The sequence below is a fragment of the Actinacidiphila yanglinensis genome, assembly GCF_900107965.1.
Lineage (GTDB): Bacteria > Actinomycetota > Actinomycetes > Streptomycetales > Streptomycetaceae > Actinacidiphila > Actinacidiphila yanglinensis.
In genome coordinates this window covers 63,519-78,783 of record NZ_FNVU01000014.1, presented here as the reverse complement: position 1 = coordinate 78,783, position 15,265 = coordinate 63,519, and the positions used below count along the sequence as shown (strand labels likewise).

The following is a 15,265-nucleotide window of genomic DNA, read 5'->3' as shown; positions in this document are numbered from 1 at the left end:
CCGCGGGGGCGCGGCGCGGCGGCTACGGGAGCGGTGCCGCCACCGCCGACCGGGCGGTGGCGCGCTCCGGATCGCGCAACTGCCAGGTGTGCGGGCCTTTGTGGCGGCCGTACAGCGAGCAGCCGTCCATGTGGTCCGGGCTCGTCGACGGGCAGTCCGGGAGGATCTGGAGGTAGGGGGAGCCGTTCACCTCCCATGCCGCCCACAGGGCGTGGTCGGCGTCGACCTCGGCGACCAGGCTGTGATGGGTGCCGCGGCGATGGGTCAGCTCGCAGGTCGCGGTCTCGTCGATCTCCTCCGGGACGGGCGCCATCCGCAGCGCGACGACCAGCTGCGTCAGTGGCAGCAGGACCCTCGCCCGGCACATCGGGGGCCCTCCGGTCAGGAGGTCGGTGCCGGGGGGATCGGCGCCTCGTCCGGTCGGGATCGCCACCCCGTCCAGGCGGGTGAGGAAGGCAGGGCGCCGGACCGGCGCGAGGCCGAGCCGCCGGAGGTGCTCGGGGCAGGTGTGGGCCGGAGCATCCGGCCGGACGATCGCGCCGGTGGTGTCGACTTGCTCGGCGTGCGGAACGGTGGCGCTTCCGTGGTGGCAAGCGAGGTAGCGGGATGTGGTCATGATGACGCCCCCTCCTCAGCGGGCATCAGCTGGAGAGCGAAAATTGAGAGCCACATCGTGCATCAGGGACATCGGCGATGCCCGGAGGTCCCCGCACACCTCACCCCTCGGGGTGACGGCGCATCCGCCCGCCCGCACGCCCTGCACCTCCACCCCGCTCACTCCGCAGCGACCGAATTCACCGGAAGGAGTGAGGTTTTCGCGATCCTCACCGCCGCGGCCAATCCACCGCGACGGCGGCAACGAAGGGTCCGTAGATGCTCGTCAACCGACGAGCGCGGGAAGGATGGGCGTGATGGGCGCAGAGCGCATCGACACGCGGCTGCTGGAAGAGCTGACCGAGCAGTCACAGGACCTGAACAGCGACGCGGTCAGGATCACCGAGGAGGCGCTGGGCGACTTCGTCGACGCCTCCAGGGAGGAGCAGGCGCAGGCGGCCGTGTCGCGCCGCTGGTGGCAGCGGGGAGGTGTCATCGCGGGTGCCGCCGGCGCGGCGGCGGCCTTCTCGTCGCTGCGGGCCGTGGCGGCGACGTCGAGTGACGACGTGAAGGCGCTGCAGACCGCCGCGTCGATCGAGAACCTGGCGATCAGCGTGTACCGGACGGCGGCGGGACTGCCGTTCATCAAGGACGGCAACAAGACGGTGGCCGCGTTCATCGCCAAGACGACCACGCAGCACCAGGCGCACGCCAAGGCGTTCAACGCGGCGGCCACCCAGGCCGGCGGGAAGGCGCAGAACGCCCCGGACCCCACGTACGCGGCGGTGGTGAAGAAGGCACTGCCGACGATCAAGGCACCTGCGGACGTGGTGAAGCTCGCCATCACGCTGGAGGACGTCGCGGCACAGACCTACACCAAGAACGTCAGCGAGGTCAGCAGCGGCGACCTGCGCCGGCTGTTCGCCTCGGTGGCGCCCGTCGAGGCCCAGCACCGCGCGACGCTCCTCGCCGTCCAGGCCCTCCTCGCCGGCAACCTCGGTGACCTGGTCGCCATTCCCACCGACCCGGCCAAGCTGCCCGCCGCGGCGGGCAGCGTCGGCATGCCCGTGGCCTTCTACCCGACCGCCAAGGCGTCGCCGATCACCGAAGGAGCCGTGAAATGAGCGACCAGCGCAACCAGTGGGCACTGGAGATGAGCGAGGCCGAACTCACCCGGCTCACCGGGGACATGGAGGCGGCCCACCGCGAGACGCTCCCCGTGATGCGGGCGACGGCCGGGGACCTCGTGGCGGAGACCCGATCCGGCGGGCAGCCGTCCCGGCCGGCGGACCCCGGTCGGCGGCGCTTCCTGCTCGGCGCGGGCGGGCTGGCCGCCGGCCTGGCACTGGCGGCCTGTTCCAGCAACGACAAGAAGTCGTCCAACGCCCCCGGCGGGAGCGGCAGTCCTTCCGGCTCGGCCGCCAAGAGCTCCTACACCGGGGATCTCAAGGTCGTCGCCCTGGCCGTCGCCCTGGAGAACCAGGCGGTCGGCGCGTACCAGGCCGCACTGGCCGCGGCCAAGGCCGGCAAGCTCGGCAAGGTCCCGCCCGCCGTCGCCACCTTCGTCACCACCGCGATGGCCCAGCACGCCGACCACGCGAAGGCATGGAACTCCGTCCTGACCGGCGCCGGCAAACCCGCCATCACCAACGTGCCCCTGTCCAACCAGCCTGCCACGCTGGCCGCCCTGGGCAAGGCCACCGACGTCGGGGCCGTGGCGAAGCTCGCGCTGCAACTGGAGGACCAGGCCGCGCAGACCTATCTCTTCGCGACGTACAGCGTCACCAGCGCGGCCGGCATCGCCACCGCCGCCTCCATCGCGCCGGTGGAGGCGATGCACGCGGCGATCCTCAACTACGTGCTGGGCCAGTACCCCGTGCCGGACGACTTCCTGCCGACGGACAAGGCGGCCGACCCCGCGCTGCTGACCGTCTGACACCACCTCTCCTCCAAGGGGGCGGCTCCCACCGGGGCCGCCCCCTTGCTGCTGCGGGCCCCGGCGGAGCCGGCTGCCGCGAGCGGGCCCGGTGGATTCCCGCCCGGCGCACCCAATCCGCGGGCGGCACCGCAACGAATTCCGGGTCAGTCCCACGTCAGCCAGGAGGCGTCCATGCGCGTCGTACGACACGGCGGCTCCAGCCCCGAGCAGCATCCGACCGGAGTTCTGGAGTCGCTGCTCGAACGTGTCGCGCGCGGCGACCGCCAGGCGTTCGAGACCCTGTACACCGCCGTCGCCGGGTCGGTACTGGGCCTGGCGCGGCGGGTGGTCAGGGATCCGGCGCAGTCCGAGGAGGTCGCCCAGGAGGTCCTGATCGAGGTGTGGCGGTGCGCCGCCCGGTTCGACGCGCGGCAGGGCAGCGCCCTGGCCTGGATCATGACGCTGGCGCACCGCCGCGCGGTGGATCGGGTGCGGTCGGCGCAGGCCGCCGCCGACCGCGAGGTCCGTGCCGGGGTGCGCGACCACACGCCGGCCTTCGACGAGGTGAGCGAGCAGGTCGAGCGGCGGCTGGAACGCGATCAGGTGCGCCGCTGCCTGCACCGGCTCACCGAGCTCCAGTACGAGTCCGTCACCTTGGCGTACTACCGCGGTTACACCTACCAGCAGACCGCCCAGGTCCTCGGGGTGGCACTCGGCACGGTCAAGACCCGGCTGCGGGACGGCCTGATCCGCCTCCGCGACTGCCTCGGGGTGGGTTCGTGACTGCCTCGGGGGCGGGTCGGTGAGCGGCGCCGATCCGCGCGCCCCGTCCGGTGTCCCGGCGGCTTTACCCGGCGCGGATTGAACGGCGCGCCGCGGCGTGATCGGCTACCGCTGACATGGCACACGCAAGCACCGCAGGAGGCCACCCGTGCCCCACTACCTGCTCACCGTGACGGCCTCGCGGCGGACCAACGTCGGGCTGCAGGTCGAACCCACCGTACGGATCAAGGAGTTCGCCTCCCGGGTGAAGGACACCGACGTGCCCCTGCCCGGCGACCGGCTGCTGCTCCTCCGCCCCGACACGAAGACGTGGTGGATCGCCCCGCTGGCCTCCTTCGGCCTGGAGGCGTGGCAGAAGGACGGGCTCGTGCACACCCGCAGCGACCCCGCCGACCCGGAGTTCACGCTGGCCCTCGGCGGCCGGGGGCGCCCGGAGGAGACGCTGCCGGTGGGCACCGAGATCTGGCTCGCCGACAAGGCCCCGACCGGCGGCCACCGCACCGACGGCTGGCGCCGCATCATCGCCGGCATCGCCTCGGGCGAGTGGTACCAGGGGGACCCGGACGCGGTGGACACCAGCGTCGTCGACCGCTGACCCCCGCCCCCGGTGGGGCGCCGCTTCCCGCGCGTTCCCGCACCCACCCTTGCCCGGGAGCGGGGCCGGGGAGCGGCGCGGAATAGCGGGCGCGGCCCGAGCGCTTCCCGGTGCATGACGCTGCTGGAAGGGGTGGCCGCGCCCGGGGGCGGCGCGGCCGGTATGCCGACGTGGGACATGGCCGGCGTGACGATCCGCCGGCTCGCGCCCGCCGAGCGGCTGGACGGGGTGCCCGGCGCGATCTGGGCGCTGGTCCTGGACGGCGACGCACGGCTGGAGACCGCGGCGGGCGTCGAGGAACTGCACGCGGGGGACGCCTTCCACGTGGACGCCAGGGGTGCCCACCGGCTCGACGCGCTCACCCCGGTCGAGGTCGCGGTGAGCCCGCTGCGGGCGGTCCCGCCGCTGCCGAGCCCGCTGGTGGCGCGCGGCTTCGCCGGGAGCAACCGCGGCCTCGTCGAACTGGTGCGGATGTGCCCGCTGGACCCGCGGCGCGAGCAGCCGCTCTTCGTCGCGAGCTACGGCGGGCTGATCCAGGCCGCGATGCTGCAGGCCCTCGACGACCGCGCGCGTCAGCCCTCCGACTCCCGGCTCACCGCGCTGCTCTCGGTGCTCGACGCGCATCCCGGGCGCCCCTGGACGGTGGAGAGCATGGCCCGGGTCGCGCACCTGTCCCGCTCCTCGCTGGGCGAGCGCTTCCGCCGTGAACTCGGCCGCAGCCCCGCCCAGTTGCTGCGGGAGGTGCGCATGCGGCACGCCCGCGCGCTGCTCGTCGCGACGACCCGGCCGATCGAGCAGATCGCCTTCACCGTGGGGTACGGCTCGGCCGCCGCCTTCAGCCGTGCGTTCTCCGCCCAGCACGGCAGCTCGCCGCAGGCGTGGCGCTCAGGGCCGGGGGCCGCGCAGTGCACCGAAGCCGGCGGCACCGGCCAGGGCGGCGACGGCCCCGACGCATAGCGCCGCCCGGACCCCGCCGTCGTCCACCACGGCCCCGCCGATCGCCGACCCGGCCGTGATGGCCACCTGGAAGGCCGTCACCTGCAACGACAGCGCCGACTCGACCCGTTCGGGCTCGGCGCGGGCCACCCACAGCTGGGAGGCGACCGGCATCATGTTGAAGCCGAAGCCCCACAGGACGATCGCCGCGGTCGCGGCGGGCAGCCCGGTGGTCGTCGCCAGCAGCGCCAGGCTCGCGCCGAGCAGGACGGGCCCGGCGACGACGGCGAGCGACAGGCGGCGGGCCAGCGCGCCGGCGGCGAGGTTGCCGCCGAGGCCGCCCACGCCCCAGCCGAGCAGCAGCCACACCGTGTCCCCGGAGGTGACCCGCTCGATCGCGAGCCGGATGTACGGGTAGGCGGCGAAGTTGCCGAAGGCCACCAGCGCGATGCAGCCCGCACCGGCGGTCAGCCGGCGGTTGGCCAGTGCCTGCCGGAGCATCCGCATCCCTGCTCCCGGCTGCGCCGGTACCGGCGGCAGGGTCGCGGCGACCGCGATCACCGCCACGACGCTCAGCGCCGCCGCCGACCAGAACACCGGCCGCCAGCCCACCGCGTCGCCGAGCACCGAGGAGAGCGGCACGCCGATGATGGTGGCCGCGCTCACGCCCAGCGCCAGGCTCGTGGAGACGACGTGGTCGCGCCCCGGCACCGCGTGCGTGCCCGCGCCGAGCGCGAACGACCAGAACCCGGCGATCGCGACCCCCAGCAGCAGCCGCCCGGCCAGCAGCAGCGGGAAGTTCGGCGTCACCGCCACCACCACGTTGGACAGCACGGCCGCGGCGAGCAGCCCGATCAGCACGATCCTGCGGTCGGTGCGCGGCAGCAGCACGGCGATCGTGGGCGCCGTGACGGCCCCCGCGATCGCGGTCACCGCGACGGCCAGACCCGCGGTGCCCTCGCTCACGCCGACGTCCGACGCCATGGCGGGCAGCACGCTCGCCGGCAGGAACTCGCTTCCCACCAGGGTCGCGATCCCCAGCGTGAGCGCCGCTACGGGCGCCCAGGAGGCCGCCGCGGGCCCGGTGGCGACGCGCTCGCCCGCGGCCGGGTCGCCCGGGGCCGGACGGTCGGCCGTCGGCTTGTCGGCGGGCGGTTCGCCCGCGACGACGCCGCCGCGCGCCGCCGCTGCCTTCGGATCGGTCGCACAGCTCTCGGAGGTCATGCGACCAGTCTCGTGTGCACGCCCGGCGGCGGCTTGACCGTGCCGCCGCTCTCCTTGATAGCGACGCCGGACCCCGCGTCCGGGCGAGCAGGGGGCCGCGGCGTCGTACGGGTCAGCCGATGGCGATGACCGGGTGGTCGGCCGGGTCGATCCACTGCATGACCTGGGTGAGGAACGCGGCGGGGACGGCGACGCAGCCGGCGGTCGGGCCGGCCTGGGGGCCGAGGTCGTGGAGGAAGATCCCGGCGCCGCGGCCCTTCACGGCCGGGTGGACGTTGAAGTTCACGACCAGGGCGTTGTGGTACTGGGTGGGGTAGTTGATGAGGTGTTCGCTGCCGTTGGTGCCCGACTCGGTCAGGTGGAAGCCGCCCTGGGTGTCGGTGCGCATCTGGTTGTAGTACGCGGAGGTCGGGTCCTCGACCCACCAGTCGTGGGTGGTGACGTGGTGGTAGGGCATCTTGGTGCCGGGATCGGTGCCGACCCCAAAGCCCTGGGTGATCGTGTAGGTCCCGGTGGGAGTGGTGTTGCTGCCCTGGACGCGGGTGGCGCCGTCGGTGATGCCGTGCGAGCCGATCCGCGCGGCGGCCGTGGAGGCCCGCTGCTGCCAGCCGCTGCCGGTCTTCTGCCAGAGCGTGACGGTCGCGGTGGTGCCGGCCGCCTTGACCGTGATGACCTGGGTGGCGTTGCCCGCCGTGACCTGCACGGGGAACGGGCTGTGCGTGGCGACGAAGGACCCGGAGGTCGGGACGCGCGGCGGTGTGATCGCGGCCTGGGCGCTGGTGGAGGTGGCGACGGCCGCGACCGCGGCCGTGGCGGAGAGCACCGCGGTGACGGCGGCGCGGCGGGCGACGGAGGTGCGGCGTCCCGCCCGGCGTGCTGAGGAGGCGTTCATGGTGGGTGACTTTCCGCTGTCGGAGGGAGGTCGTGGAGCCGCCCGCGGCCGTGCGGGCCGAAGCTGGGAAGGGCCGATGCCGGGAAGGGCAGATTATCCGCTCGGCCCCCGCCGGCGGAGGGGGTTTCGTCCAGGTCCGCCCCTCGGTCGGCGGTGGCGGCTCCTCCGCCGCGCCGGGCCCCGCACGACCAACGGGCCGCCACGCCGGTGTCCCCGGCCGTGGCGGCCCGTTCGGCCTCCTTCCGCCATCAGGCGGGTTCGGGTTCCTCCTCGGGGTGCTCCTCGACGCTGTGCGAGTCGGTGAGGCTCAGCGCGCCGCCCGCGGCGATCAGCCCGACGACGACAGCGATCAGGCCGTAGGTGATCCGCTCGCCGTGGAAGAACGACGCGACGAGGCCGCTGCTCCAGGTCCCGGCGGGGAGCTGGGTGGTGACCAGCGCGGCGATCAGGGTGCCGACGACCGAGGTGCCGATGCTGGAACCGACCTCCTGGGCGGTGTCGTTGAGGGCCGCGCCGATGGAGGTGCGGTTGCTCGGCATCGCGTCGACGAGCGCGACCGCGCAGATCGTCATCACGGTCCGCAGCCCCACGGTCATGAGCACCATGCAGACGGCGATCGCGGCGTACCCGTGCTCGACGCCCCAGGACAGGCCGGCCAGCGCGCCGGCCATGCAGGCGGCGCCGACCAGGCAGGCGATGCGGTGGCCGAACCGGCGCGCGAGCCACTCGGACAGCGGGGTCGCGGCGAGCATCGTCACGATGATCGGCAGGTTGGCCAGGCCGGCCCGCACCGGACTCCATCCGTAGGCGTACTGGAAGTGCAGGATCAGCCCGAACATCACGCTGGCCATCGCGATGGACGTGCCGATCTGGGCGAGGGCGGCGCCGCGGACCGTGCCGTTGGAGAAGAGCCGCAGATCCAGCATGGGCGCCGCGCTGCGCCGCTCGTGCCGGAGAAACCCGATCGCGGCCGCGACGGCGCCCACGATCGACCCGAGCGTGGTCGCGGAGAGCCAGCCCTGGTCGACGCCGCTGGTCAGCGAGTAGCAGGCCAGCCCGATGGCGGCGACGCTCAGGACCGCGCCCGGCAGGTCGAGCCGGTCCTTGGTCAGGCCCTCCGGCCGGTCGGCCGGGACACCGAGGCGGACCCCGATGCAGGCGAGCACCGCGATCGGGGCGTTGACGACCAGCAGCCACTCCCAGCGCACGTGGGCCAGCGCGGTGCCGCCGAGCAGCGGCCCGAGGACGAAGCCGGACATGCCGACGATGATCATCACCGTCATGGCGCGCATCCGCAGGGCCTTGTCGTCGAACAGGCGGAAGACCAGCGAGTTCGTGATCGGGGCCATCGCCGCGGCGGCGACGCCCAGCGCGGCCCGCAGGGCGATCAGCTCGCCCGTGGTGGTGACGAGGACGACGCACAGGCTGAGCAGGCCGAACACGGCGAGTCCGGTCAGCAGCACCCGGCGGCGGCCGAGCCGGTCGGCCATCGAGCCGCTGGTGAGCAGCAGGCCGCCGAAGGTCAGCGAGTACGCACCGGTGACCCACTGCAGTGCGGTGGTGCCGCTGCCGAGGTCGCGGCCGATGGTGGGCAGCGCGATCGACAGCAGCGTGTTGTCGACCATCTCGACGAAAAACGCCAGGCAGAGGGCGGCCAGGGGAATCCAGGCCGCCCGCAGCGACGCGTAGGTGCTGCTCGGTGACGGGGCTTGAAGCGTGGCGGTGGTCATGGCGGTCCTCCCATCGAACGGGGTTCGTTCATCGAACGGCGTACGGCTATCGAACAACGTACGATGCGCTACGATAGAACAACGTTCGATGCTGTGCAAGACGCGTGGGGATGTGAGCCATGGCACGCCTGCAGAACCGTCCGGGCGCAGGACGCCGACGGGTTTCCCACTCGATGGACTCCGTGCTGACCGAGGCGGTGGCCCTGCTCGACGAGGCCGGGGTGCCGGCGCTGACCTTCCGGGCGCTCGCGGAGCGCCTCGGCGGCGGCGTCGCCAGCATCTACTGGTACGTCGCGAACAAGGAGGAGCTGCTCGACCGCGCCACCGACCACGTGATCGGCGCGGTGCTGGCCGACGTCGAGAAGCTGCCGGCCACCGGCGACCCGATCGACGACCTCCGCGCGATGGCCATGACGCTGTTCGACGCGATCGTGGACCGGCCCTGGCTGGGGCCCTACTTCATGCGGAACACCAACATCCAGGGCAACTCGCTGCGCATGTACGAGCGGCTCGGGCGCGAGACCCTGCGGCTCGACCTCGATGCGCGCCAGCGGTTCCACGCCGTGTCGGCGGTCGTGGGTGTCGTGGTCGGCTCCGCCGTCGACATGGGGCAGGAGCCGCCCAAGGAGGTCCTCGACGGCGCGGTGGACCGCGAGGAGTTCCTCGGCCGCTACGCCCAGGCGTGGCGGGAGCTCGACCCCGCGGAGTTCCCGTTCGTCCACGAGATCGTCGAGGAGTTCGACGGCCACGACGACGTCGACCAGTTCCGCTCCGCGCTGGAGCTGACCCTGGCGGGGCTGCGGCTGCAGGCCGGGGCCTGAGCGGGTTCCTCCCGGCCGGGTTCTTCCCGGTCGTGTTCCTCCCGGCTCCCGTCTCCGGCGGGTCGGGCCGGAGACGGGAGCCGGGTGACGCGGGACTGCCTACGTGATTCCCGTGCGAGGGGGCAGCCGTGTCACTTGGCGGTCAGGAACTCCTTCGCCGGCAGCGGGCGGTTCACGATGCGGGTGTCGCCGACGTTGCCGTGGAAGACGATGTCGATGGCGCCCGCGTACTCGTGGCCGCCCAGCAGCCACGGCAGCCCGAGCGAGGTGAGGCCCTGCGACACCCGGCTCGGGTTGTCGACCACGGGAGCGCCGTCGACGTACAGCTTCGTGAGGCGGCCGTCGTTGACCACCGCGAGGTGCCACCACCGGAGCTCCACCAGGCCGTGACCCCAGTTGGTCGTCGGGTACGTGGTGTTCAGCGGGTAGTGGTTGAACTGCGGCTCGCGGCCGTTGTTCGAGATGGAGAGCTGGACCACCGGCTCGTTCACGTCGGTGTTCTTGCCGTGCTTGCCCGCGGACCCGGCCGAACCGCGGCGGCTGAGGATCGCCGCCCAGCCGTTGTTCCCGGCGTCCCAGTCCAGCGGCATCATCACGAACGTCTCGAAGGTGTAGCCGCTCCTGAACGTCTCGGTGTTCAGCGGCGCCTTCGCCCCGGTGGTCAGGTACGACCCGTGCACCGGGTTCCGGCCGCCGACGAACTTCAGGCTGGCGTGACCGGGCTGGTCGGGGTGGTGGTCGGCGGACCACGTCAGCGCGTCGGCTGCGCTGCCCGGCACGGTGACGACGGTCAGGTCGTTGCCCTTGCCGGACAGGTCGCGGACCGTCTGGCCCGCGGTGAGCGAGGTGCCGGCCGCGCCCTGGCCGTCGAACCGCCAGTAGGCCAGCGTGCCCTTGACCAGTTCCTTCGATGCCGGGCGGGCGGGGCGGACCGGCACCGGGATGAAGCTGCTGAACCGGTCGTCGAAGTCGATGTCCATCGAGAAGTTGTCGACCGGGCCGGTGATGCGGGCGTGCTCGGCCGCCAGCTCGCTCCGGGACTCCGGGTCCTGGGCCAGGATCCACGGGTTGATCGTCTCGACGTCGATCGTGTTGCGGACCAGGTCGAAGTGGTAGAGGCGGATCATGGCGCCGCCGCCGAAGTAGCGGTTCTGGTAGTTCGTGATGTGCATGTGAACGTCGTTGCCCGCGGCGTTCTTCTGCGTCATCCGCCCGGGCGGCCAGTAGTGGCCGTTGAGGGTCAGGAAGACCTGGTCGTTCTCGTTGATCAGCTTGTCCCACATGGTCTGCCCGTTGCCGGCCATCACCGCGTTGTTCTCGGGGTCGCCGGACTGGTACGGGAAAACGTTGTCATCGTACGGCGAGGCCACGATGTCGTGCGAGGTGAGGATCACCGGCATCTTCGGGTGGGCCTTGATGACGTCGTCGGCCCACGCGTAGCCCTGGTCGGTGGTCCGCCAGTCCAGGGCCAGCACCAGCCACGAGCGGCCTGCGGCCTCGAAGACGTGTGCGGTGTTGTAGCCGGACGGGTCCGCCGCGAGGAACGACTTCGCGCGCTTGAAGCGCTGCGGGCCCATGGTCTGCAGGTACGGTGTGTCACCGCGGCTGTCGTCGCCGGTCACGTCGTGGTTGCCGGCCAGCACGCTGTACGCGGCGCCGTGCGAGTCCAGCAGCGCGAACGCCTTGTCGACCTCGCCGAAGGACAGCGGGTCCGCGTCCTCCGTCAGGTCACCGAGGTGCGCCATGAACACGATGTTGTTGTCGGGGGTCCCGCTGTTCTCGATGATGTAGCGGAACGACTCCTCCTGCGGCTCCCGGTTGACGCTGTCCTGGCTTCCCCAGTACAGGAACTGCGTGTCCGGCATGACCGCGAGGGTGAACTGGAGGGCTTCCGAGTCGGGGCTCCACGTGCCGACCTTGTCGGACCTGGTGGCGGCTGTGGTGGCCGTGGCATCCGAGGCGTCAGCGGCGGCCGCGGGCGTCGCGGCGAGCGAGGCCGCGCCGATTCCCACGGTGGCCGCTCCGGCACCGGCGAGCGCGGCGTTGCGCAGGAAGCCCCGCCGGTTGTGCCCGGCGGGCCCTTGGGACGCGGCATCGTGATGGGTGCACATAGGGTGCCTTTCGCGTTCGATGGTTTCAAACGCAGACGACGCTACTCAGATGCGGCCTGAGCTGGGCAGACGCGAGATGACGGGGGTCCTTCGAGTAGTTGTCCAACTGTCGGCCGCGGGTGGGCGTACGGGCCGGACCGGGGCGCCCGGGGCTCAGGTGACGGGCGGAGGCGGAGGGGCGCCGCGACGCAACGGCGATGGGCGCCCGGGGGGCACCGGGCGCCCGCGCACCGCGGTCGTCCGGACTTCTAGGCTGCGGGCATGGATGGTGTGGAGCGCGCGGTCGGAGCCGTCGTCGGGTCGGCCGTGGGAGATGCGTTGGGAGCGCCGTTCGAGTTCGGGTTGGCGGGGGCGTTCTCGGGTCGCTTCCCGCAGCCGGGTACGGGCGGTGAGATGTGCGGAGGCGGCGGCTGGGAGGCCGGGGAGGCCACGGACGACACGCAGATGGCCGTCCACGTCGGTGAGTCCCTGCTGGAGCGCGGCGGGTTGGACCTGCCGGACGTCTTCGCGCGTTTCCAGCGCTGGGCAGCGGCCGAGCCGAAGGACATCGGGTTGCAGACCGAGGATGTCCTGACCAACGGTCTGCCGTGGGATCAGGCCGCCGACGCCCATTTCCGCACGAACCAACGGGCTGCGGGCAACGGCGCGTTGATGCGCGCGGCGACTTCGGGCGTGTTCTTCGGTGGACGTGGCAGGGCCGTCACCATGGATGCGGGACGCCGGCTCTCCGCACTCACCCACGGTGATCCGGCCGCGTGGGAGGGCACGGCGATCTTCCACGAGTTGCTGCGTGTGGCGCTTGCGGGCGGCGATCCGGTCCGGGCCGTTCCCGACGCGCTGGCCGCGGTGCGCGCCGAGCATCGGGGACGGTACGCGACCGTACTGGCCCCGCAGTGGGAGCCCGACCAGGCCACGGAGTTCAACGGCGCCGTGTGGCCCTGCCTCGGCTCCGCGGTCTGGGCGGTTCGGACCACCACCTCCTACGAAAGGGCGGTGCGCGCCGCCGTCGACCTGGGCGGCGACACGGACACCGTCGGGGCCGTCACCGGCGCGCTGGCCGGGGCGGTTCACGGGATCGCGGCCATCCCGGTCCGCTGGACGGAGCGGCTGCACGTCCCTCTTCCGGGCTCCACCGACCCGCAACGCGTCCTGCACCTGCGGGATCTGGAAGCTCTGGCAGGTGCCCTCCTGACCGCGTCGCGGAGCCGGCCATGAGGCCGACGGCCCGGTGGACAGTCCACCGGGCCGCCGGGATCCGGGCGCCGGAGCGCGAGGATCAGCCGATGCCCAGGAGGAAGACCTGACTCGCGTCCATGGCGCCTGCCCACACTCCGAGTGAGGTGATCCGCCCCGGGAAGTAGGAGCCCCAGGCGCCGTTGACGTAGGCCTTGCCGACGGTGAGGTCTCCCGCCCCGGACACCGGGGTGAAGGAAGCGGTGCCCTCGTTGGCGAAGCCCGTGTAGAGGGAGGCGGTGCCCGCCTGGGCGTCGAAGACCCCGGTCACCTGGACCGGGTCGTTCGCGGTGCCGGGGCTCCAGATGGTGATGTCCACCGACGTCACGCCGCTGAAGGTGCCGTCGTCTCCCATACGTCCGACCAGCCACTCGGTGACGGGCACGGAAACGGATTCGCCGGTACCGGGGTCGTACGCGTCGGTGTGGGCGACGACCCGATACCAGACACCCCAGTCGGAGCCGTCCGCCGCGCGCTCACCGACGACCTGGCCGGTCCACCCGTCGGGCTTGCCGGCGATCACCGACATGTCCGGCTGCACGAGGGCACTGACTGTGAAGGAGCCGCTTGTGTCGACCACCGGGCCGGGCGTGCCGGCCGCGCCGTCCACCCCGTCCAGTACGAGCGCGTCACCGTCGAGGTGGGCGCCGCCCTCGGTGGTCAGGACCCGGCCGTAGCCGGTCGTGGAGTCGGTCAGCGTGGTGCCGCTCGCGCCCGCGGCGTTCCAGGAAGCGACGTTCGCGACGCCGGTCGATCCTGTGACGGGGTCCTCCACCCACGCGTCCTGAAGGGCGTCGTCGTCGGACAGCGTCCGCTGCCAGACCTGTGCCTCGTCGAGGAAGCCGTGCCAGTAGGCGCCGTAGGACCCGGTGGTTCCGTCGGCCGGTGCGCGTCCGAACTCCAGGGCGCCCGAGGCACTTTGTGCCGCCGCCGACGCCGGGAGAGTGGTGGGTGAGCCCTGCGGCAGCCCGTTGACGTAGAGCGTGAGGGTGTGCGCCGCTGAGTCGTACGAACCGGCGAGCAGCGTCCATACGCGCTCCGTGCCCCCTGGAGCCTCGGCGCGCGCGACGTGGCGCGTGCCGTCGGCGTCGTTCCAGACGTAGGAGAACTGCCACTCATGGGCCGTCGCGGCGTAGCCGAGGGAGAAGCCCGAGCCGTCGTCGCCGGTCTGGGAGAGGATGGTGCCGTCCTGGCTCAGGTCGGTCGGGTAGACCCATGTGGACACCGCGAAGGACGAGGCGGGGTCGACGACTTGGCCGTCCGTGGCGGCGTAGCCGGAGTCGCCGTCCAGCACGAGGGCTTCGTCACCGTCACCACGCCTGCCCAGCGCTGTCCTGTCCGCGCCGGTGCCGGAGAGTGTCGCCGCGTGGCGGTCGCCCGCGCCGGTGGCGGTGTCGGCCGCGGCCGTCGAGGTGTCTCCCGGCTTTCCTTCGTCGAAGTGCCAGAGCCCGACCGAGGCGGCGGGCGGCGCAACCCTGAAGTCCAACTGGGTCGGGGGTCCCCACCGTCCGGTCGCGTCCTCGGCCCACACTTCGAGCATCGCCACACCTATGACCTTCGGCGTGATGTTCACGGTCACAGGGGACCCTGGAACCTGAACCGGGGCCGCTTCGCTGAGCTGGTAGTCGTACCCCACCACGCCGGTGTCGCCGTCACCTGGCGCGAAGGTGAAGCTGCCGGGGACGCCAGCGCCGCCGTGGGCCGCGCATTCGTCCCCGCCGCAGACGGTGTACGGGCTGCCGAAAGTCACCGTCGGCGCCAGCGGCGCGGTCGGGTCCACCGTGAAGTAGCACCAGCCGGTGGTGGAAGCGGTGCTGCGTGAGGCGACGTACTGGCTGCCGTTGCTGGTGTACGACCAGGTGGAGGCCGCCATCCGGTACAGCGTGTCCGCGGACAGCGGGTCCGTGACCGAGGTCGTCACGACCTGGCCGTCCGTCACCAGCCCGTCGGGCTCCGGGGCCAATTCGGTCGTCGCCTCGGTCCACGTGTGCGACGACTGCTGCGCCTGGACCTCGAAGTGCGCCCGCAAGTGTTCCGGTTGGGTGCTCGCGGCGGCGAGGTGCACCACCGCGGTCAGTTGCGGAGTGGGGTCCCCAAGAGGAGTCGGCGCGGACCTGTCCGTCGAGCAGGTGGGCGTGGTCGTCGACCAGAAGCCCTGTGCCGTGGGCACCGCGGGTTCGGGCACGTCGGGCTTCGCGGCCGCCTGCGCGCTCGCCGTCATCGGCAGCACGGCCAGCAGCGCGCCCGCTGCCAGCGCGACCGGCCACGTTCGGAACCGCCCCCTGGGCATGCTGAACAGCCACATCCGTTTGCGTTTCATGAATTCCCACCCCTGACATGTGAACACCCGTGCGAATCAAAATTAGCAGCGCTTCCCGCTGGTCGGACGAGGTTTTCCACAGCCCCCCGAGCGCCGCGGTGGGCGGGG

13 protein-coding genes are annotated in these 15,265 nt (G+C 72.5%); 7 read left to right on the top strand and 6 right to left on the bottom strand.

Going from position 1 to position 15,265, the window contains the following annotated elements; all coding sequences use genetic code 11:
- Positions 1-22: 22 nt before the first annotated feature.
- Complete coding sequence (locus C4U44_RS27605) at positions 23-616, bottom strand: hypothetical protein (RefSeq protein ID WP_103888761.1); 594 nt, start codon at positions 614-616, stop codon at positions 23-25.
- 295 nt (positions 617-911) lie between these two features.
- On the opposite strand from C4U44_RS27605, the gene C4U44_RS27600 reads away from it, so the two are divergent.
- From C4U44_RS27600 to C4U44_RS27580, 5 genes are all read left to right on the top strand, one after another.
- Positions 912-1,718: a ferritin-like domain-containing protein gene (locus C4U44_RS27600; protein WP_103888760.1), complete on the top strand. Its 807-nt coding sequence runs from the start codon at positions 912-914 to the stop codon at positions 1,716-1,718.
- Entirely contained in the window at positions 1,715-2,530 is an 816-nt protein-coding gene (locus tag C4U44_RS27595; RefSeq protein ID WP_235032388.1) for a ferritin-like domain-containing protein, read from the top strand. The genes C4U44_RS27600 and C4U44_RS27595 overlap by 4 nt, the downstream gene beginning before the upstream one ends.
- 174 nt (positions 2,531-2,704) lie before the next feature.
- Positions 2,705-3,295 (top strand): ECF RNA polymerase sigma factor SigK, encoded by a 591-nt coding sequence (gene sigK, locus C4U44_RS27590; protein ID WP_103888759.1) that lies wholly within the window; start codon positions 2,705-2,707, stop codon positions 3,293-3,295.
- A gap of 148 nt (positions 3,296-3,443) precedes the next feature.
- Positions 3,444-3,890, top strand: a complete 447-nt coding sequence (locus C4U44_RS27585) for a hypothetical protein (RefSeq protein ID WP_103888758.1) — start codon at positions 3,444-3,446, stop codon at positions 3,888-3,890.
- 114 nt (positions 3,891-4,004) lie between these two features.
- Positions 4,005-4,847, top strand: coding sequence for an AraC family transcriptional regulator (locus tag C4U44_RS27580; RefSeq protein ID WP_103888757.1), 843 nt, complete (start codon positions 4,005-4,007; stop codon positions 4,845-4,847).
- On the opposite strand, the gene C4U44_RS27575 is transcribed toward C4U44_RS27580, so the two are convergent.
- From C4U44_RS27575 to C4U44_RS27565, 3 genes are all read right to left on the bottom strand, one after another.
- On the bottom strand, positions 4,776-6,050 hold the full coding sequence (locus tag C4U44_RS27575) for an MFS transporter (protein ID WP_103888756.1): 1,275 nt from the start codon (positions 6,048-6,050) through the stop codon (positions 4,776-4,778). The two genes, C4U44_RS27580 and C4U44_RS27575, sit on opposite strands and share 72 nt — an antisense overlap.
- Positions 6,051-6,162: 112 nt before the next feature.
- Positions 6,163-6,942, bottom strand: a complete 780-nt coding sequence (locus tag C4U44_RS27570; protein ID WP_103888755.1) for a L,D-transpeptidase family protein — start codon at positions 6,940-6,942, stop codon at positions 6,163-6,165.
- Between the two features lie 248 nt (positions 6,943-7,190).
- A complete protein-coding gene (locus C4U44_RS27565; protein ID WP_103888754.1) occupies positions 7,191-8,672 on the bottom strand; it encodes an MFS transporter in 1,482 nt (493 codons plus the stop codon).
- A 173-nt stretch (positions 8,673-8,845) separates the two neighbouring features.
- Between C4U44_RS27565 and C4U44_RS27560 the strand changes: the two genes are divergently transcribed.
- On the top strand, positions 8,846-9,493 hold the full coding sequence (locus tag C4U44_RS27560; protein ID WP_103888753.1) for a TetR/AcrR family transcriptional regulator: 648 nt from the start codon (positions 8,846-8,848) through the stop codon (positions 9,491-9,493).
- A gap of 131 nt (positions 9,494-9,624) precedes the next feature.
- Here the strand turns inward: C4U44_RS27560 and C4U44_RS27555 are convergent, their stop codons facing one another.
- Entirely contained in the window at positions 9,625-11,604 is a 1,980-nt protein-coding gene (locus C4U44_RS27555; protein WP_103888752.1) for a LamG-like jellyroll fold domain-containing protein, read from the bottom strand.
- A 261-nt stretch (positions 11,605-11,865) separates the two neighbouring features.
- Here C4U44_RS27555 and C4U44_RS27550 point away from each other — a divergent pair, with 261 nt between their 5' ends.
- The gene (locus tag C4U44_RS27550) at positions 11,866-12,819 is read left to right on the top strand and encodes an ADP-ribosylglycohydrolase family protein (RefSeq protein ID WP_103888751.1); all 954 of its coding nucleotides are present in this window, start codon (positions 11,866-11,868) and stop codon (positions 12,817-12,819) included.
- A 61-nt stretch (positions 12,820-12,880) separates the two neighbouring features.
- On the opposite strand, the gene C4U44_RS27545 is transcribed toward C4U44_RS27550, so the two are convergent.
- Complete coding sequence (locus C4U44_RS27545; protein WP_103888750.1) at positions 12,881-15,157, bottom strand: LamG domain-containing protein; 2,277 nt, start codon at positions 15,155-15,157, stop codon at positions 12,881-12,883.
- Between the last annotated feature and the right edge of the window lie 108 nt (positions 15,158-15,265).